Source organism: Actinoplanes sp. M2I2, from assembly GCF_023544445.1.
Taxonomy (GTDB): domain Bacteria; phylum Actinomycetota; class Actinomycetes; order Mycobacteriales; family Micromonosporaceae; genus Actinoplanes.
In genome coordinates this window covers 156,380-173,717 of record NZ_JALPVJ010000019.1, presented here as the reverse complement: position 1 = coordinate 173,717, position 17,338 = coordinate 156,380, and the positions used below count along the sequence as shown (strand labels likewise).

17 protein-coding genes are annotated in these 17,338 nt (G+C 71.2%); 9 read left to right on the top strand and 8 right to left on the bottom strand.

Features of this window, described 5'->3' with window-relative positions; genetic code table 11:
* Positions 1-920: 920 nt before the first annotated feature.
* From HJC40_RS33960 to HJC40_RS33940, 5 genes are all read right to left on the bottom strand, one after another.
* The gene (locus HJC40_RS33960; RefSeq protein WP_250007482.1) at positions 921-1,274 is read right to left on the bottom strand and encodes a hypothetical protein; all 354 of its coding nucleotides are present in this window, start codon (positions 1,272-1,274) and stop codon (positions 921-923) included.
* A gap of 134 nt (positions 1,275-1,408) precedes the next feature.
* Positions 1,409-2,296, bottom strand: coding sequence for a carbohydrate ABC transporter permease (locus tag HJC40_RS33955; protein ID WP_374273379.1), 888 nt, complete (start codon positions 2,294-2,296; stop codon positions 1,409-1,411).
* Positions 2,293-3,186, bottom strand: a complete 894-nt coding sequence (locus HJC40_RS33950; RefSeq protein ID WP_374273377.1) for a carbohydrate ABC transporter permease — start codon at positions 3,184-3,186, stop codon at positions 2,293-2,295. The genes HJC40_RS33955 and HJC40_RS33950 overlap by 4 nt, the downstream gene beginning before the upstream one ends.
* A 61-nt stretch (positions 3,187-3,247) precedes the next feature.
* Entirely contained in the window at positions 3,248-4,516 is a 1,269-nt protein-coding gene (locus HJC40_RS33945) for an ABC transporter substrate-binding protein (protein ID WP_250007480.1), read from the bottom strand.
* A gap of 348 nt (positions 4,517-4,864) precedes the next feature.
* Positions 4,865-5,881: a LacI family DNA-binding transcriptional regulator gene (locus HJC40_RS33940; protein WP_250007479.1), complete on the bottom strand. Its 1,017-nt coding sequence runs from the start codon at positions 5,879-5,881 to the stop codon at positions 4,865-4,867.
* Positions 5,882-6,041: 160 nt separating this feature from the next.
* Between HJC40_RS33940 and HJC40_RS33935 the strand changes: the two genes are divergently transcribed.
* The 3 genes from HJC40_RS33935 to HJC40_RS46355 all read left to right on the top strand — a co-directional run bounded on the left by HJC40_RS33935 (position 6,042) and on the right by HJC40_RS46355 (position 10,046).
* Complete coding sequence (locus tag HJC40_RS33935; RefSeq protein ID WP_250007478.1) at positions 6,042-6,911, top strand: DUF1932 domain-containing protein; 870 nt, start codon at positions 6,042-6,044, stop codon at positions 6,909-6,911.
* A 76-nt stretch (positions 6,912-6,987) separates the two neighbouring features.
* Entirely contained in the window at positions 6,988-8,538 is a 1,551-nt protein-coding gene (locus HJC40_RS46360; RefSeq protein ID WP_250007477.1) for a hypothetical protein, read from the top strand.
* Positions 8,535-10,046, top strand: a complete 1,512-nt coding sequence (locus HJC40_RS46355) for a hypothetical protein (protein WP_250007476.1) — start codon at positions 8,535-8,537, stop codon at positions 10,044-10,046. Before HJC40_RS46360 ends, HJC40_RS46355 begins: the two co-directional genes overlap by 4 nt.
* Positions 10,047-10,130: 84 nt before the next feature.
* Here HJC40_RS46355 and HJC40_RS33920 read toward each other — a convergent pair whose 3' ends face one another.
* The 3 genes from HJC40_RS33920 to rnhA all read right to left on the bottom strand — a co-directional run bounded on the left by HJC40_RS33920 (position 10,131) and on the right by rnhA (position 12,091).
* Positions 10,131-10,469 (bottom strand): MmcQ/YjbR family DNA-binding protein, encoded by a 339-nt coding sequence (locus tag HJC40_RS33920; RefSeq protein WP_250007474.1) that lies wholly within the window; start codon positions 10,467-10,469, stop codon positions 10,131-10,133.
* Between the two features lie 9 nt (positions 10,470-10,478).
* Positions 10,479-11,549, bottom strand: coding sequence for a hypothetical protein (locus HJC40_RS33915; protein WP_250007473.1), 1,071 nt, complete (start codon positions 11,547-11,549; stop codon positions 10,479-10,481).
* Positions 11,550-11,623: 74 nt separating this feature from the next.
* The gene (gene rnhA, locus HJC40_RS33910; protein WP_250007472.1) at positions 11,624-12,091 is read right to left on the bottom strand and encodes a ribonuclease HI; all 468 of its coding nucleotides are present in this window, start codon (positions 12,089-12,091) and stop codon (positions 11,624-11,626) included.
* A 69-nt stretch (positions 12,092-12,160) separates the two neighbouring features.
* On the opposite strand from rnhA, the gene HJC40_RS33905 reads away from it, so the two are divergent.
* The 6 genes from HJC40_RS33905 to HJC40_RS33880 all read left to right on the top strand — a co-directional run bounded on the left by HJC40_RS33905 (position 12,161) and on the right by HJC40_RS33880 (position 17,324).
* The gene (locus HJC40_RS33905; protein ID WP_250007471.1) at positions 12,161-13,072 is read left to right on the top strand and encodes an ABC transporter ATP-binding protein; all 912 of its coding nucleotides are present in this window, start codon (positions 12,161-12,163) and stop codon (positions 13,070-13,072) included.
* On the top strand, positions 13,069-13,827 hold the full coding sequence (locus tag HJC40_RS33900) for an ABC transporter permease (protein WP_250007469.1): 759 nt from the start codon (positions 13,069-13,071) through the stop codon (positions 13,825-13,827). The genes HJC40_RS33905 and HJC40_RS33900 overlap by 4 nt, the downstream gene beginning before the upstream one ends.
* A 131-nt stretch (positions 13,828-13,958) precedes the next feature.
* Positions 13,959-14,795, top strand: a complete 837-nt coding sequence (locus HJC40_RS33895; protein WP_250007468.1) for an ABC transporter ATP-binding protein — start codon at positions 13,959-13,961, stop codon at positions 14,793-14,795.
* Positions 14,792-15,583, top strand: coding sequence for an ABC transporter permease (locus HJC40_RS33890; RefSeq protein WP_250007467.1), 792 nt, complete (start codon positions 14,792-14,794; stop codon positions 15,581-15,583). The genes HJC40_RS33895 and HJC40_RS33890 overlap by 4 nt, the downstream gene beginning before the upstream one ends.
* The gene (locus HJC40_RS33885) at positions 15,544-16,710 is read left to right on the top strand and encodes a sensor histidine kinase (protein WP_250007466.1); all 1,167 of its coding nucleotides are present in this window, start codon (positions 15,544-15,546) and stop codon (positions 16,708-16,710) included. The genes HJC40_RS33890 and HJC40_RS33885 overlap by 40 nt, the downstream gene beginning before the upstream one ends.
* On the top strand, positions 16,707-17,324 hold the full coding sequence (locus HJC40_RS33880; RefSeq protein WP_250007465.1) for a response regulator transcription factor: 618 nt from the start codon (positions 16,707-16,709) through the stop codon (positions 17,322-17,324). The genes HJC40_RS33885 and HJC40_RS33880 overlap by 4 nt, the downstream gene beginning before the upstream one ends.
* Positions 17,325-17,338: the final 14 nt, after the last annotated feature.

Here is a 17,338-nt window from a genome sequence, read left to right as displayed (position 1 = left end):
CAGCCCCCGCAGAATCGGCGACGTCGTCGCCGCAGCGCTACACCTCACCCATTTCGAATACCGGTACCTCAACGAACCTTGCTGAGATCACGTCACTGGCAGTTGACTATGGCGAGGCTTGCGCCACCGGTGCAGCAGTCACTGCTGTTGAGGCGCCGTTGCCGGTGCAATCATCGAAGCCGGAGCTTGCAACTTACCCGCGGCTGCGATTGGGTCGTCACCGGTGCCGCTGGAGGTTGCATTGGCGGATTGGGCACGAAGTGGCTCACTGAAGAGGCTAAAAGGACTAGAGGCTTAGGGGGATGGCTGATGGCCGCGACTTCTCTCCTGATCGTGGCCACAGTGATCGATCGGGCGCGTAAGCGGCGATAAGCGTATAGTGCGGGAGGGACAGGCGGTTCCCCTCTCCCGCACTGCGCCGTAGAAGTGAAGGCATAGGTGCTACACCTGAGTAGGGCACCCCTGCGGCCGGCGGGCATGGCATCCCACGGTACCGGCGTGGCAGGAGCTGTTTACGCCTGCGTCAGCGCAGCGGTCGCACTGGCAATCGATAAAGCGAAGGGCTGGCGGATCCGAATGAGTGACAGAGTGTCTCTTCTGCTTATCGTGTTGATTGCTGCCGCCGGTACGGCATTCGGGCTACTCGTTATGGATATGTCTTGGCCGCTGGCTCTACTTATGGGTGCGACACCGGGCGTGGTCATCGGCTCTGGAATCCTGTTGAAGAATCGCCCATCGGAGGATCCCTCCTCGCGCTAGCTGATCCCACTACCGGCGGCGGTGGTAAGCATTCGTCAGAAACAGCCACTGCGTCCGCCCACCCGCCAGGTGGCCTGGAACGGATTGCCGGCCGAAGTGCTGAAGGCGTGTTTGAGGAGTGGAGCCGGGCTGCGGCGTGGCCCTACTTCTCCAGGACGCCTTCAGCTCAGCTGGGCGACCCAGATCGCGGGCAGGACCATCAGGAGCGTTAGGACGACGTACGCCGCGCCCAGTCCGAACCGGCGGCCGTGCGTGGCGATCACCGCCGCCAGGAAGGGGAGCGTCACGGTGAGCAACGCGGCGATCGCGATGACTTCGGTCTCCCGCTGGCGCCCGGTCACCCCGTACAGGATCAGGATCGGGACGACGACCGCCCACCCGGCCGTCAGGGCGGTGACGACGCGGCGGGTGCGCAGGCGGCGGGCGATCTCCGCGGGGTCTTTCTGACAGGCGTACGCCATGCGCTCGGCGAAGCCCTGGGCGGCGCGCGCGAGGCGCACATCCTCGGTGGTCACAGGCCAGATCGTACGGGTGATCTTGCGTATTCGTCTCGTCCGCCACGGGCGATTTGACCGAATCGTCACTCAGACTTCGCTTGGTCCCGGCACACCGTTCGGGTGTGCCGGGGGCAAGCGCCGACCCGGAAGCGCTAGCTCTTGACCGAGCCCGCCATCAGCCCGCCGATGAACCAGCGGCCGAGCAGCACGTAGACGAGCAGGGTCGGCAGGGACGTGATGAGGGCGCCGGCCATCGACGCCGCGTAGTCGGGTGACTGGGCCCCGGCCAGAGCGTTCAGCGCGATGGTGATCGGTCCGTTGCGGGTGTTCGACAGGAAGATGGCGAACAGGTAGTCGTTCCAGGCCGAGGTGAACTGCCAGATGACCGTCACCACGAAGCCCGGCATCGAGATCGGCAGGATGATCCGGGCGAACGTCCGCAGCAGGCCCGCGCCGTCCACCCGGGCCGCCTCGATCAGCTCCTCGGGAACGGTCGTGGCGTAGTAGTTGCGGAAGATCAGCGTGCAGATCGGGATGCCGTAGACGCAGTGCACGAAGACCAGGGTGGTGATGCCCGGCGGGATCCCCAGCGTCGTGATGATCTCGCGCAGCGGAATCATGACGGCCTGGTACGGGATGAACATGCCGAACAGGATCAGCGTGAACACGAGGTCGGCGCCGGGGAAGCGCCAGCGCGACAGCACGAACCCGTTGGCCGCGCCGATCAGCGACGAGATGATCGCGACCGGGACGGCCAGCTCGAAGGTGCGGATGAACGAGGGGCGCAGGACGTTCCACGCCTTCTCCCACGATGCCAGCGTCCACGTCTCGGGCAGGTTCCACTGGCTGGTCACGCCGATGTCCGAGCCCGACTTGAAGCTGGTCACGATCAGCACGTACAGCGGCATCAGCACGATGATCAGGAAGATCAGCGCCAGCAGGTACTTGACGATCGATCCCGGCCCACCGCGGGGGCGCGGCTTCGACTTCGGCTCGAGCGTCTCGACCGGCGGCGGCGCAGCAACAGACGTCGTCGTCATGAGGTCTTCTCCTGGCGGTTCGTGTAGATCAGGTACGGCACGATGACGACGGCGACGAGCAGCAGCAGGATGATGGAGATGGCTGCGGCCTTGGCGTAGTCGCTGGTCAGCAGCGTCTGCCAGACGTAGATCGCGGGTACCTCGGTCAGCCACTGCGGACCCGAGACGCTCATGATCAGGTCGAACATCTTCATCGACATGTGGCCCAGGATGATCAGCGCCGACAGGGCGACCGGGGTCAGCTGCGGGAAGATCACGTTGCGGTACAGGCGGTACGTCGAGGCGCCGTCCATGGCCGCGGCCTCGCGCAACTCGGCCGGGATGCCCCGGAACCCGGCGAGGAACAGCGCCATCACATAGCCGGCCAGCTGCCAGATCGCCGGGATGGCCATCGACGCCATGCCCCAGGTCGGGTTGGTCCACCAGGTGCTCTGCGCGAAATCCAGACCCAGGCCCCCGAGTACGGCGTTCAGGCCGCCCGCGTTCTCGCCCTGGTTCGGGTTCATCAGCCAGCGCCACACCACACCCGACGCGACGAACGAGACCGCCATCGGGAACAGGTAGACCGTACGGAAGAAGCCCTCGGCCCGGATGCCGCGCTCGAGGATGAAGGCCCACAGCAGGCCGAAGAACATGGCCCCGACCAGAAACACCACCGTGAACAGCAGGAGGTTCTTGAGCGAGTGGGTGAACCGGTCGTTGATGTCGTCGGTGAACAGTCTCGTGTAGTTCTCCAGGCCGACGAAGCCCTTCGACCCCAGGGCGTTGTGCTCGTCCGAGACGGACACCTTGGTCGTCCAGGCGATCAGGCCGTAGACGAAGACGGCGAGCAGGATCAGCGAGGGGGAGAGCAGCAGCAGTCCCGGTCCCCAGTGCCGGAGTCGGCGCATCAGGGCTCCTTCGTCAACGCGAAGAGGGGACGGCCCGCGCCGTCCCCTCTCCTTCAGCGGCTTACTTCTTGACGAACTGCGACGCGGCGGTGGCCAGGGCCTTCTGCAGCCCGGCGGCGTCCTGCTTGGTGGAGAACGCGCCGAGGGCCGAGTTGGCCGCGCCCTGCCAGCCCTGCGAGCAGGCCGAGCCGTGGGCGCACGACGGCACCGGCTTCGCCGACTTCCAGTCGGCCATGGCGGCCTGCTGGTACTTCGGGTAGTCGGCCGGCGCGGCGTCCGTACGGGCCGGGATCGAGCCCTTGGTGGTGTTGAACGCCTTCTGCCCGGCGGCCGAGCCCACCGTCTTCAGCCAGCATTTGGTGCCCTCGGGGTTGTTGGCCCCCTTGGGCAGCACGAACGAGTCGGCCAGCCACTGGAACGTCTCGCCGTTGCCCGGGAACGTGAAGTAGCCGTAGTCCTTGAAGCCCTTGGCGTCGAGGTCGGCCGCCTCCCAGTCGCCCATCAGCTGGTAGGCCGCCTTGCCGTCCATCACGAGTTTCTCGGCGTCGGTCCAGTCCAGGGCGTCGCGGTCGCTGTTGGTGTAGGTCAGCAGCTGCGTGAAGTCGGCGATGGACTTCGTGACCGCGGCGTCGTTCCAGTCGGTCGCACCCGTCCACAGGCCGGTGAACTTGTCGGCGCCCAGGTTGGTGATCAGCACCGACTCGAACAGCATCAGCTGCGTCCAGTCCTTGCCGATCGCCAGCGGGGCCTTGATGCCCTTGGCCTTGACCTTGTCGAGGTCGGCCAGGAAGGCGGCCAGATCGGCCGGGTCCTTGGTGATGCCGGCGTCGGCCAGGACCTTCTTGTTGCTCCAGACCACGTTGGCGCGGTGGATGTTCGCCGGGACGGAGTAGATCTTGCCCTCGACGGTCAGATTGTCGATCAGGCCCTGCGGGAACGCCTGCTTGAGGCCCCACGTGTCGTAGTCGGCGCTGATGTCCTCGACCTGGCCGGCGTTGATGTAGTCGAGCAGCTCGGCGCCGGCGTGCGCCTGGAACGTGTCGGGCGGGGTGCCCTGCTGCAGGCGGGACGCGAGCACGGACTTCGCGTTGGCGCCGGCGCCCCCGGCGACCGCGCCGTTCTCGAACGTCTGCCCGGCGCAGTCGGTGCCGAATTGCTTGACCAGGCCGTCGAGGCCGGCCTTCTCGCCGCCGTCGGCCCACCAGGTGAAGACTTCTACCTTTGTCGAGCCGGACCCGCCGCCATTGTCGTCACTGGACCCGCAGGCCCCGGCGGTCAGGAGCGCGGCGACACCGACAGCCGCCACGGCAGCCCGTCGAGTGAAGCGCATAGCTGTCTCCCATCGAAATATTGACATCGTTGTCAAGCGATGGGGAGTACCGTGCCGTCTGATCGCACAAGTGTCAACGCCTGTTTCCGTGTCGTTACGTGCGGCTTCTGTCGCTCTGTGAGCGAAAACCCCTGAGCTGCGCGTACGTCCGAGAGCAGCGCCGCCTCGGCGAATGTCGAGACTGGAGGGTCGAACCTACTCGTCCGGCCATTTCGGGCATCTGCGGGGTGGATCCGGGCGCCGGTCGTGTGCGTTCGTGGTGCGTTGTGAGCAGCGCGTCCGGAGGCGCTACCGAGGGAGGCGCTACAGAGGGAGGTGCTACCGAGGGAGGTGCTACCGAGGAAGGTGCTACCGCGGGGGGCGCTCGCCCGAGCCGCGGGTGATGACGGAGGTGGAGATGACGATGGTCCGGGCCGGGCCGGAATGGCCGCTGATGCGCTCGTGGGCCAGCCGCGCGGCCTCGCGGCCGAGGGCGGTCATGTCGTGGGCGACCACGGTCGTGCCGAGCACGTCGGCCAGGTCGAAGTCGTCGAAGCCGACCAGCGCGGGCCGGTCGGCCAGCCCGCGCATGGCCCGCAACGCGCCCGTGGTGAGCCGGTTGTTGGTCGTGAAGATCGCGGTCGGCGCCGGGTCGAGGGCCAGCAGGTCCCGCACGGTGCGCTCGGCATGCCGTACGTCGTGGACATCGGTCCGGAGATAAGGCTCCCAGGCGTCGTTGCCCGCGGCCCGCATCGCCCCCACGAAGCCGTCGATCCGGCCACGCTGCGGTGCCATCCGCACCAGGTCGCCCACCAGCGCGATCCGCCGGTGCCCGGCGGCCAGCAGGTGATCGCCGGCCGAGCGGGCCCCGCCCACGTTGTCGATGAGGACGGCGTCGGCGGCCAGGCCGTCCGGGGGCCGGTCGAGGAAGACGAACGGGACCCCGCGGTTGCCTTCGATGGCCAGATATTCATGGTCGTCGGCGCTGGGGACGACGAGCAGGGCGCGGACGCGCCGTTCGAGGAACGCGTCGACGAGGCTGCGTTCCAGCATGGCGTCCTCGTCGTTGTTCGCGGTGATCAGCAGCAGGCCGTGCTGCCGCAGCTCGCGCTCGATGCCGCTGGCCACGGCCGAGTAGAACGGGTTGGTCAGATCGCCGCTGACCAGCCCGACCAGCGCCGAGGTGGCGCCGCGCCGCAGCTCGCGGGCGATGCCGTTGAGCCGGTAGCCCAGCAGGTCGGCCGCGTCGCGCACCCGGCGACCGGTCGAGGCAGCCACATTGGGTTCCTGGTTGAGCGCGCGGGAGGCCGTCTTGAGGCTGACGCCGGCCAGCTCGGCCACCTGAGTCAACGTCGGCCGGCGAACGGTCACATCGTCGGCGGGCATAACGCTCCGAGCACTCTCAGTGGCGGGACAGCCAAGTATGACACCGGCCCCCGCCCGTCCCACCCGGCACAGTCGCGTGAATATCCACCGATCTCACGTGGGGGCGGACGGGCGCGGCACAGCGCCCTAGGGTCGAGGGGTTGATCGTGAGGGGGAGGCCATGCCGACTGTCGGGCTGGTGAGTGCCGGGTTCATGGGGTCGGGGCTGGGCGCCGCGCTGCGGGCCGGGGGCGTCCGGGTGGTCACCACCCTGGAGGGTCGCTCGGCGCGAACCGCCCGCCTGGCCGCGGGGGCCGGCCTCGACGTGCTGCCCACCCTCGGCGAGGTGGTGGCGGCGGCCGACATCGTGCTCTCGGTGACCCCGCCCGGCGCCGCCGTCGAGACCGCGCGGGCGATCGGGACCGCCGCGAACCGGGCCGGCCGGGACGGGTTGATCGTCGCGGATCTCAACGCGGTGTCGCCCGCGACGGTCGCCCGGGTGGCCGGCGCGCTGGCCGGGGCGCGGGTGGTGGACGGGTCGATCTCGGGACCTCCACCCAGCGTGCGGCCCGGAGCCCGGCTCTATCTCAGCGGGCCGGCCGCGGCCGCCGTCGCCGAGCTGCCGTGGAACGGGAACGTCGAGCCGGTCGTGCTCGGCGATGAGCTCGGCGCTGCCAGCGCGCTCAAGATGTGTACCGGCAGCGTCTACAAGGGTCTGACCGCGCTGGTCACCCAGGCCCTGCGCACGGCCGGCGCTCACGGGGTGCTCGAGGCCGTCCTGGCCGACCTCGACCGCAACGGCCTGGCCGACACGGCGGGGGTCGCGCGCTCGGCCACGAAGGCTCACCGCTTCGTCGACGAGATGCGGGAGGTCGCGGCGACTCAGCGGGCCGCCGGTCTGACGCCGGAGCTGTTCGACGCGGTCGCCGACGTCTACGCCGACGTCGCGCGTACGGAACTGGCCCGAGCCGACCCCGAGAACGACCGTGACCTCACCCCGGCCGAGATCGTCGCTGCTCTGGACTCGGGGGCGAGCCGCCCACCGGCTTGAAAGGCCCGGCCGGCCGAGGCGTGTCGCGTATGATCTTGAGGGCCGGTGACCGATCTGGGGCAAGCGGGGTTCTCGGGTGGCTGCACACCATTTCGGCGGACTGTTCGCCCGGCCCGGCGGCCTCGGCGGGGAGCTGCCCGAGCAGGCGCCCCAGCCCGGCTACTTCGCGGATCTGCAGCTCGACCTGCTCGTCGACGCCGTGGTGGCCGAGCACGAGGGGCCCGATCTCAGGCCGGCCTTCCATGCTCGTCTCGACGACCCGGCGGCCATCGAGCGACGGCAGGCCGTTTTCACCGATCTGGCCGACGACCGGCTCCGCTCGGCGGTACGGGCGTTCCGCGACGGCCTCGGCCGGTGCGCCGGGCAGTTCCGGGCGGCCTCGCGGATCCGTCACGAGCAGCGATCCCAGCGGTGGCGGCTGAACGCCGTCGCGACGTACGTGGAGGTCATCGACGCCGTCACGGTCGCTCTCGAAGATGCGGCACCCGCCTCGGCCGGGATGCGGGAGTGGCTGGCGTGGCTGCGGGAGTACCGGGCGGACCCGGACTTCGCGGCGATGGCGGCCGAGGCGAGGACCCTGATCGCCGAGCTCGGCGACCTCCGCTACACCCTGTCGATCTCCGGCGACGAGATCACCGCCGGTCCGCCGGCCGGGCAGGACGATCTGAACGCCGCCACCGTCGCGACGTTCGAGCGGTTCGCGAGCGGCGAGGTCGCCGGACACGACTTCGACCTGCGCCCCGGGGCCGAGATGGACCACCTGCACCAAGCGGTCCTCGACTTGCTCGTACGGCTGTTCCCCGAGGTGTTCGAGCGGGCCGCGCGTTTCGTGGGCCGCCATCCCACGGTCCGGCATCCGGTCATCGACGGCGTGGAGCGCGAGCTCCGGTTCGCCCTGGCCTGGCTCGACTTCATCGCCCCGGTGCGAGCCGCCGGGCTGCCGTTCTGCTTTCCCGAGGTCGGGCCCGGGCGCCGGCTCGAGGTCGTGGAGACGTTCGATGTGCTGCTGGCCCGCACGCTCGTCGCGACCGGCGAACGCCCGGTGACCAACGACGTCGCGCTCGGCCGCGACGAGCTGGTGCTGGTGGTCACCGGGCCCAACCAGGGCGGCAAGACGACGTTCGCCCGGACGATCGGGCAGCTCTACCACCTGGCCGCGCTGGGCCTGCCCGTGCCGGGTGGCTTCGTGGCGCTGCACCCGCCGGACGCGATCCTGACCCACTTCGAACGGGGCGACCGCCCGGACGAGCTCAGCAGCCGGCTCGAGGACGAGGTCACGCGCGTGGCCGAGCTGCTGACCGAGGCCGGCGACCGTTCCCTGGTGATCCTGAACGAGATGTTCAGCTCCACCACGTTCGTCGACGCCCGGACGATGAGCAGCGACGTGCTGCGGGCCGTGCTGGACGCGGGCTCGGCCGGCGTGTGCGTCACCTTCATCGACGAGCTGTCCCGGCTGGATCCTCGGGTGGTGTCCCTGGTCGCCGGCATCGACGAGCAGGACGCGACCAGGCGGACCTTCCGGGTCGCGCGGGGCCGCGCCGACGGCGAGGCCCACGCCCGGGCTCTCGCCGCGAAGTACGGCCTCACGCAGGAGCAGTTGCGCGCCCGGATCGAGGCGCACGCGTGAGGCCGGGTCTGCTGTTCGCCGATCCCCGGGAGGGTTCGGGTGCGGCCGCGGCGGGGACCGAGCGCCCGGCCGGGGCTGAGCGCGTCGCCGAGGACCTGGGGCTCTCCGTCGTGATCGAGGCGATGGCCGATGGCGACGCTGTGCTGGCGGAGGCGGCGCGCACCGTGCTGTTGTCCGTGCCACCGCATCCCGCACAGGTCGCTCACCGGCAGGGCGTCCTGGCCGACTGCCTGCGCGAGCCGCAGCTGGGCCGGGAGTTGTACGAGCTCGCGGGGCGCGCCCTCGACGCCGAAAGCCGTGCGGCCCGGGCGGTCTTCTTCGACACGCCGGAGACCCTGCTGAACCGGTCGATCGTCACGCTGACGTCCTTCGTGCCGCTCCTGCGGGAGCTGCGCGCGGTGGCCGAGCGCTATCGGCAGCGGGTCACGTCGGCCGGCCTCCGCCAGTTCTTCGCCACGGTCGAGGGCCGGCTGGACGAGGCCTATCTCAACTCGGTCACCGAGCTTCTCGGCCACCTCAAGCTGGGCGGCAACCTGGTCGTGTCGGCCCGGCTCGGCACCGGCAACCAGAGCGCGGCCTTCGTGATTCAGCGGCCGCAGCGTCAGGCCCGCGGCCTGTTCCGTCGCAGTCCGGGAGCTAAGCAGCCGAGCGCGACCTACAAGGTGGCCTACGGCGACGAGGCCGGCCACCGGGCGCTGAGCTCACTGCGGGACCAGGCGCTGGCCGGCCTGGCCGACGCGGCCGTGCGATCCGCCCAGCACGTGTCCTCGTTCTTCTCCGCTCTGCGCTTCGAATCAGCCTTCTACGTCGGTTGCCTCCACCTGCACCGGGCGCTGACCGACCGCGGCGCCCCGGTCGTCCTGCCGGTGGTCCACGATCCGGGATCCCGCCACTTCACGGCCCGCGGACTGTACGACCCGGGACTGCAGTTGCGCCTCGATCAGCCGGCCGTGGCCAACGACGTCGACGCCGGCGGCACGTCGCTGATCATGGTCACCGGGGCCAACCGCGGCGGCAAGTCCACGTTCCTGCGCAGCGTCGGCCTGGCCGAGCTGATGGCCGCGGCCGGCATGTTCGTGGCCGCGACCGCGTTCACGACGTCGGCCCGCTCCGGCGTCCACACCCACTTCACCCAGGACGAGGACGCCACCCTCACCAGCGGCAAACTCGACGAGGAGCTCCGGCGCATGTCGCGGCTCGCCGACGTGATGGGCCCGCACAGCCTGCTGCTGTGCAACGAGTCGTTCCAGTCCACGAACGAGCGCGAAGGCTCCGACATCGCCCGCCACATCGTCGACGCCCTGACCGCGGCCGGGGCCACCGTCGTCTTCGTCACCCACCTCCACGAGCTGGCCCAGCACTGCTACGACGAGCGCGATCGTTACCCGGCACTGTTTCTGCGGGCCGAGCCCGAGGCCGGCGGCCACCGGTCCTACCGGCTGCACGAGGCCCCACCCGAGGCGACAAGCCACGGCGCCGACCTGTGGCACCGCGCCCACCACCCCTGACCACCCCACCCGCCCGCAGCGCCCCGTCACGGTGTCTTACCCGCGGGGGCCGCGGGATCTCGTGAGGGCCGGTCGAGCGGCGGCCTACAGACCCTGGGCGCTCCACACCTTTCGTGGCACGACCATGCGCCACGCGTCGAGGACCAGGTCGGTCATCCGGTCGGCGCTCAACTCGGACATCGACGCCTCGACCCAGTTGAAGCGCAGATCGGACTCGCGCGGCAGATGGAAGGTGGCGGGGTCGGAGGCGATCAGCGCGTCGCGCTCCTCCCGGGGATAGGCGAAGCCCAGGACGGTCTCGTCGCGGGAGAAGGCCACGTAGACGATCGCGCCGACGCGGAACTTCACCCGGTCGGCTATCAGGTGCTCGGAGCTGCGTGGCAGGTCGCGCACGACCTGCCGGACCTCATCGACGGTGACCATGCGACGACGCTACGACGGGGGTACGACATTGTCGTCGGTGCGGCGGCGGGGCTTGGGAACGGACAGATGGGTCGTCGTCTGCTCGGGCAGCGGTGTGCTGTTGGGGACCTTCGCGCGGAAGACGCGGTCGGGTGGGAGGCGGTAGGTCGCCGCCCGCACCAGCTCGTCGGGCACGGTGTGCTTGCCACCCGGCGAGTCCTCGCCGGGCGGGCCGGCTGACGTGCCGCCGGCGGAAGTGCTGCGGCCCGACGCGCTACTGGTCGACGTGCTGCCGGCCGCAGTGCCGCCGGACGACGTGCTGCCAGCCGACGTGCTGCCAGCCGACGTGCTGCCAGCCGACGTGCTGCCAGCCGACGTGCTGCCAGCCGACGTGCTGCCAGCTGACGTGCTGCCAGCCGCAGCGCTGCCGGACGACGTGCTGCTAGCCGACTCGCTGCCGGCCGTGGTGCTGCCGGCCGCAGTGCTGCCGGCCGGGGAACCGCGACGGCCCAGCCTCGGACCCGAGCCGTCAGCCGGGCGCGGGTCCCGCAGCGGCTGGAAGTGCAGACCGCCCACGGCCGTGGGCTCGGGCAGCGTATGCGGAGGCGGCGGCGTGGGAGCCGGGAACCCGACGGGGTTGCCGGGCGCCACCGCCGCGGGCGGGTCCTGGGCGCGGCGGCTGTGCGGCACGGCCGGACCCGGAACCCCTTGATGGCGCACGGCCCGGCCCGGGTCGTTCGGCGAATCGGCCTCCGACGGCGGACCGACCGGACCGGCCGAGCCGACCGGACTGACCGGACCCACCGGGACAGTGGGGCTCTCCGGGGCAGTGCGGTTCGCCGGGGCGACGGGGCTCACCGGAGCAACGGTGCTCACCGAGGCCGCGCCTCGGGCCGGCCGAGCACCGCGCCGGGGTGAGGCGATCCGGGCGGCCAGGCTGAACACCCGGCTGGAGGCGGTCTCGTAGCCGTCCCGGTAGGCCTCCTCCCGGTCCTGCCGCAGCTGATAGCGCTGGTGCAGGCGCCCGGCCGCGTATCCGCACGAGGCGACGAACAGAGCGACGAGAACAGAGATCAGCACAAGGTCGCCGGGCGCGGTCATGCTCCCAATTCTTTCGAAGTGGATAGATCAGGAGCTATAACCCTTTCGACGGACCCCGAACGACTGATCGAATCTCAGGCCCCGCCGACGATCTCGCCCGCGGCCACCGCCTCCTGCAGGCCGCGCGTGGCCAGGCGGTCGGCCCGCTCGTTCTCGGGGTGGCCGGCGTGGCCCTTCACCCAGTGCCACTGCACGTCGTGGCGGCGGACGGCCGCGTCGAGGCGCTGCCACAGATCGACGTTCTTGACCGGCTGCTTCGCCGAGGTCTGCCACCCGTTGGCCGCCCAGCGTGGCAGCCACTTCGTGATGCCGTCGCGCACGTAGATGCTGTCGGTGTAGAGCTTGACCGTCAGCGGCGCCCGGTTGAGGGTCTCCAGCGCCCGGATCGGGGCCATCAGCTCCATCCGGTTGTTCGTCGTCGACTCCGCGGTGCCACCGAAGAGATCCTTTTCCTTGACGCCGTACCGCAGCACCGCACCCCAGCCGCCCGGGCCCGGATTGGGTGCGCAGGCCCCGTCGGTGTAGATCTCCACCACGCCCATGTGAGCACCCTAACGGGGCCGCCCCGCCCACCACCGTGCGGGAAAGCACGGCACGTAAAGTGGGTGACCGTGACAGACGCGGTCGAGGTACGGGATCTGGTCGTGCGCTACGGCGACACGACAGCCGTCGGCGGTGTGTCACTGACCGTCCCCCGTGGGCGGGTGCTTTCCCTGCTCGGCCACAACGGCGCCGGCAAGACCAGCCTGTTGCAGGTGTGCGAGGGATTCCGCCGGGCCGACGGCGGCACGGTCGCCGTCCTCGGCCTCGACCCGATGGGCGATCACGACGCGTTGATGCCCCGCCTCGGCATCATGCTGCAGTCGGGCGGTGTCTATCCGTGGGCGACGGCCGGCGAGATCCTGCGGTTGTTCGCCAGCTTCGCCGCCACCCCGCTCGACGTCGACATGCTGCTCGACCGTCTCGGCCTGCGGAAATTCGAGCGTACGAGGTGGCGCCGGCTCTCCGGTGGCGAGCAGCAGCGGCTGTCGCTGGCCGTGGCGCTGGTCGGCCGCCCCGAGTTGGTCTTCCTGGACGAGCCGACGGCCGGCATGGACACCGAGGCCCGCCACACGACCTGGCGGCTGATCGAGGAGCTGCGGGCCGACGGGGTGACCGTGCTGCTGACCACCCACCTGCTCGACGAGGCCGAGCGTCTCGCCGACGACGTGGTCATCATGAGCTCGGGCGTCGTGGCCGCGACCGGCACGCCCGCCGAGCTCACCGCGGCCGCCGGCATCGACCTGCTCGAGGTGCGGGCCGACCCGCATCTGGTGCCCGACGGCCGGCTGGCCGAGCTCCAGGTCACCGAGCCGACCCCGGGGGAGTACGCGATCACCGGCAACCTGGACGCGGCGGCCATCGCGGCGGTGCTGGGCTGGTTCGCCGGCGCGGGCGCGCAGGTCACCGCCGTCAACACCCGCCGGCGCACGCTGGAGGACGTCTATCTGGCTCTGACCAGCGGGGAGAAGGTCTACCGATGAGCGGCGTCTTCGCTCCCGCCCCCGGCCGCGCGCCCCGGCGTACGGTCGTCGCCAGTCAGATCCGGATGGAGCTGACCCTGACCGCCCGCCGCGGCGAGGCCGTCGTGCTCGCCATGGGCGTGCCGCTGCTGGTCCTGCTGGGCGCCGGGCTGACCGAGGCCACCAACGTGCCCGGCGACGACCGGCTGGCCTTCGTGGTGCCCGGCGTGCTGGCGCTGACCGTCATGTCCACGGCGTTCACCGGGCAGGCCATCACCACCGGCTACGAGCGCAGTTACGGCGTGCTCAAGAGGCTCGGCGCCTCCCCGCTGACCCGGTCCGGGCTGCTCTTCGCCAAGACGGCGGCCGTGCTCGGCCTGATCGTCGTGCAGCTGATCACGCTGGCCGCGGTCGGGCTGGCCGTGGGCTGGCGGCCGCACGCCGGCGCGATCCTGCCCGCGCTCGGCGTCACCGTGCTGGCCACCGCGGCGTACTCGGGGCTGGCTCTGCTGATGGCCAGCCGGTTGCGGCCCGAGGCCACCACGGGCGCGGCCACTTTGATCTACGTGCTGATGCTCGCGGCCGGCGGCATCATGTTCGCCGCCCCCGACCTGGGCACCTTCGGCTGGTTCGTGCTGCCGCTGGCCGCTCACGCCGAGGCGTTGCGGGCCACCCTGTCGTACGGCGCGAGTGTGCCGACCGCGATCTGGCTCAGCCTCGGCGCCTGGGCGGTCGTCTTCGTGACCGCGGCCGCGCGCACCTTCCGCTGGGAGTGATCCGGCCGCTGGGAGTGATCCGGCCGCTGGGATTGATCCGGCGGGCCGGCGCTGTCCACCGATCGGTGGACAGCCGCTGACCACCGCCCGGTCGTCCCGCCGGCCCCGGTGCGACCAGCACGATCGAGGGCATGACAGCCATTGAGGTGCGGGGCCTGCGCAAGGCCTACCGCGGCCACGACGTGGTCCGCGGCATCGATCTCGACGTGGCCCGCGGTGAGGTGTTCGCGCTGCTCGGGCCGAACGGCGCCGGCAAGACCACGACGACCGAGATCCTGGAGGGACACCGCCGCCGCGACGGTGGCGAGGTGCGGGTGCTGGGGGCCGACCCGGGCACGGCCGGGCCGGGCTGGCGGGCCCGCATCGGCATCGTGCTGCAGGACGCCGACGACGCCGCCGACCTGACCGTCGGCGAGCTGGTCGGGCACGTGGCCGGCTTCTATCCCCGCCCGCGGCCGTCCGCCGAAGTGATCGGCCTGGTCGGCCTGACCGCCAAGAAGGACAGCCGGATCCGTACGCTCTCCGGCGGTCAGCGCCGCCGGCTGGACGTCGCCCTGGGCATCGTCGGGCGTCCCGAGCTGCTGTTCCTCGACGAGCCGACCACGGGTTTCGACCCCGAGGCGCGCCGGCAGTTCTGGGACCTGATCCGGGCGCTGGCCGTCGAGGGCACCACCATCCTGCTGACCACGCATTACCTGGAGGAGGCGGAGGCGCTCGCCGACCGGCTGGCCGTGCTGGCCGGCGGGGAGATCGTCGCGCGGGGCACCCCGGCCGGGCTCGGCGGCCGGGCGTCGGCCGGGGCCAAGGTCAGCTGGCGGGCGGACGGCGTGCTGCGCACCGAGCAGGTGCCCGACCCGGCCCCGCTGATCCGCGAGCTGGTCGCGGCCGAGGCCGACCTGAGCACGCTGACGATCACCCGCCCCACCCTCGAGGACACCTACCTGACCCTGATCGGAGCGCACCGATGAGCACCCTCGCCCTGGGCGTGAGCCGCGGCCACGTGGAGCTGCTCCAGTTCCTCCGCGACCGCACGGCCGTCGTCTTCACGTTCGCCTTCCCCGGCATGCTGCTGCTGCTCTTCGGCACGATCTTCCAGGACACGTACGACCAGCCGGGCGTCAGCGCCAGCCACGTCTTCTCGGCCAGCATGATCGCGTACGGGATCCTCACCACCGCCTTCGTGACGATGGGCGCGGGGCTGGCGCTCGACCGCGAGGACGGCACCCTCAAACGCCTGCACGGCACGCCGATCAGCGCCACCTCGTACGTCCTGGGGAAGTGGTTCCTGGTCCTGGCCTTGAGCGTGGCCCAGGCGGCGGTGCTGATCGCGGTCGGCGCCCTGGTCTTCGGCATGTCGCTGCCGGACGCCTCGCACTGGCTGACCTTCGCGTGGATCTTCCTGTTGTCGGTGACCGCCTGTTCGCTGCTGGGCATGGCGGTCAGCGGGGTCGTCCGGCACGCCCGCACGGCCGGCGCCATCCTCAACGTGCCGGTGGTGGCGCTGCAGTTCATCTCCGGCGTGTTCATCTATCCAGTCATCCAGCTGCCGTCCTGGCTGATCACGGTGGCCTCGATCTTCCCGGTCAAGTGGATGGCGCAGGGCTTCCGGGCGGTCTTCCTGCCCGACGGGATGCGCGTCAACGAGCCGGCCGGGCAGTGGGAGCTCGGACGCGTGGCCTTGGTGCTCGGCGCCTGGTGTGTGATCGGATTGGTGCTGTGTCTGGTGACGTTCCGATGGACGCGGCCCGACCGGTAGGGGTGGACGCCGAACCGATGCGCGCCCTCTGGTGGGACGCCTACCTGGTGGTGATCGCGGCCGGTGTGGCGGCCGCGGTCCTCGCGTCGGACGGCCCCACCCTCCGGGCCCGGCTGATCTCGGCCGGGGCGATCGCGGCGCTGGTCGTGCTGCATCTCGCGGCCGGCCGGCGGATCGTCCGCCAGGACCGGGAGCACCTCGGCCTGCTGGCCGCCCACCTCGCGCTGTTCGCCGTGGCGGTGGTCGCGGTGCCGAACGCGAACTGGCTGCTCTTCGGCGTCACCCCGCTGATCTTCCAGCTGGCCGCGCTGCGGACGGCGGCCGTCGCGGTGGTGGCGGCGAACGCCGTGCTGCCGGTCTCGGACGCGATCCTGCGCCCGGCCGCCGTCGGTCTGGACATCGTCATCGCGCTGATCTCGACCGCCGCCGGCCTCTGGCTCGGCTTCTGGATCGTCCGGGTCATGCGGCAGAGCCAGGAGCGGCGCCGGCTCATCGACGAGCTCGAGGAGAGCCGCGCCGAGGTCGCCCGGCTCTCCCGCGACGCCGGCGCGATGGCCGAACGGGCGCGGCTGGCCGGCGAGATCCACGACACGCTGGCCCAGGGCTTCACCAGCATCATCACGCTGCTGCAGGCGGCCGACCCGGACCTGCGCGACGAGCGGCTGGCGCTCGCGGTGCGCACGGCCCGGGAAAACCTGGCCGAGGCCCGCAGCCTGGTCGCGGCGCTGGCGCCGGCCGAGCTGACGTCGGGGTCGCTGCCCTCTGCCGTACGCCGTCAGGTCGCCCGCTGCGAGGAGGAGTCGGGTGTGCCGGCCGCCCTGCGGGTCACCGGCGACGAGCGGCCCCTGCCCACCGCGGTCGAGGTGGTGCTGCTGCGGGCGGCCCAGGAGGCGCTGGCCAACGTGCGCCGGCACGCCCAGGCCCACGAGGTGGCCGTGCTGCTGGCCTACACGCCCTCGTCGGTCCGGCTGGTCGTCCGCGACGACGGGCGCGGTTTCGTCCCCGGGCAGGCCGACGGATACGGTCTGGCCGGCATGCGGTCGCGGGCGGAGCAGGTGCGCGGCGCGGTGACCGTGCGCAGCGATCCCGAGACCGGCACGACCGTCGAGGTGGAGGTGCCCGCGTGATCACGATCCTGCTGGTCGACGACCACCCGGTGGTGCGGCACGGCCTGCGCGGCATGCTCGACGCCGAGCCGGACCTGACCGTGGTGGGCGAGGCGTCCTCGGGCGACGAGGGGGTCGCGCTGGCCGTCGAGCTGCGACCCGACGTGGTGCTGATGGATCTGCGCATGCCCGGCGGCGACGGCGTGTCCGCGACCGGGCGTCTCGCGGCGGTGGCGCCCGGCGTCCGGGTGCTGGTCCTGACGACGTACGAGTCGGACCGCGACATCCTCCGGGCGATCGAGGCGGGCGCCGGCGGCTACCTGCTCAAGGACGCGTCGCCGCGCGAGCTGGCCGACGCGGTGCGGGCCACCGCCCGGGGCGAGACGGTGCTCGCGCCCAGCGTGGCCTCGACCCTGATGCGGCAGATGCGCAGGCCCGCACCGCCGGCCCTGTCGGCTCGCGAGGCCGAGGTGCTGCGCCTGGTCGCCCGCGGTCTGACCAATGCGGACATCGGCAAGGCGCTGTTCATCTCCGAGGCGACCGTGAAGACCCACCTGCTGCGCGCCTTCGCCAAGCTCGACGTGGCCGACCGGACCGCCGCCGTCACCACGGCCATGGAGCACGGTCTGCTCTGAGCGCCTGGGGTTCC

Excerpts from the sequence above, each read along its gene's own strand:
- HJC40_RS33955 (WP_374273379.1), bottom strand. The coding sequence starts at position 2,296 with ATGACGACGACGTCTGTTGCTGCGCCGCCGCCGGTCGAGACGCTCGAG.
- HJC40_RS33950 (WP_374273377.1), bottom strand. The coding sequence starts at position 3,186 with ATGCGCCGACTCCGGCACTGGGGACCGGGACTGCTGCTGCTCTCCCCC.
- HJC40_RS33945 (WP_250007480.1), bottom strand. The coding sequence starts at position 4,516 with ATGCGCTTCACTCGACGGGCTGCCGTGGCGGCTGTCGGTGTCGCCGCG.
- HJC40_RS33940 (WP_250007479.1), bottom strand. The coding sequence starts at position 5,881 with ATGCCCGCCGACGATGTGACCGTTCGCCGGCCGACGTTGACTCAGGTG.
- HJC40_RS33935 (WP_250007478.1), top strand. The coding sequence starts at position 6,042 with ATGCCGACTGTCGGGCTGGTGAGTGCCGGGTTCATGGGGTCGGGGCTG.
- HJC40_RS33920 (WP_250007474.1), bottom strand. The coding sequence starts at position 10,469 with ATGGTCACCGTCGATGAGGTCCGGCAGGTCGTGCGCGACCTGCCACGC.
- HJC40_RS33915 (WP_250007473.1), bottom strand. The coding sequence starts at position 11,549 with ATGACCGCGCCCGGCGACCTTGTGCTGATCTCTGTTCTCGTCGCTCTG.
- rnhA (WP_250007472.1), bottom strand. The coding sequence starts at position 12,091 with ATGGGCGTGGTGGAGATCTACACCGACGGGGCCTGCGCACCCAATCCG.
- HJC40_RS33900 (WP_250007469.1), top strand. The coding sequence starts at position 13,069 with ATGAGCGGCGTCTTCGCTCCCGCCCCCGGCCGCGCGCCCCGGCGTACG.
- HJC40_RS33895 (WP_250007468.1), top strand. The coding sequence starts at position 13,959 with ATGACAGCCATTGAGGTGCGGGGCCTGCGCAAGGCCTACCGCGGCCAC.
- HJC40_RS33890 (WP_250007467.1), top strand. The coding sequence starts at position 14,792 with ATGAGCACCCTCGCCCTGGGCGTGAGCCGCGGCCACGTGGAGCTGCTC.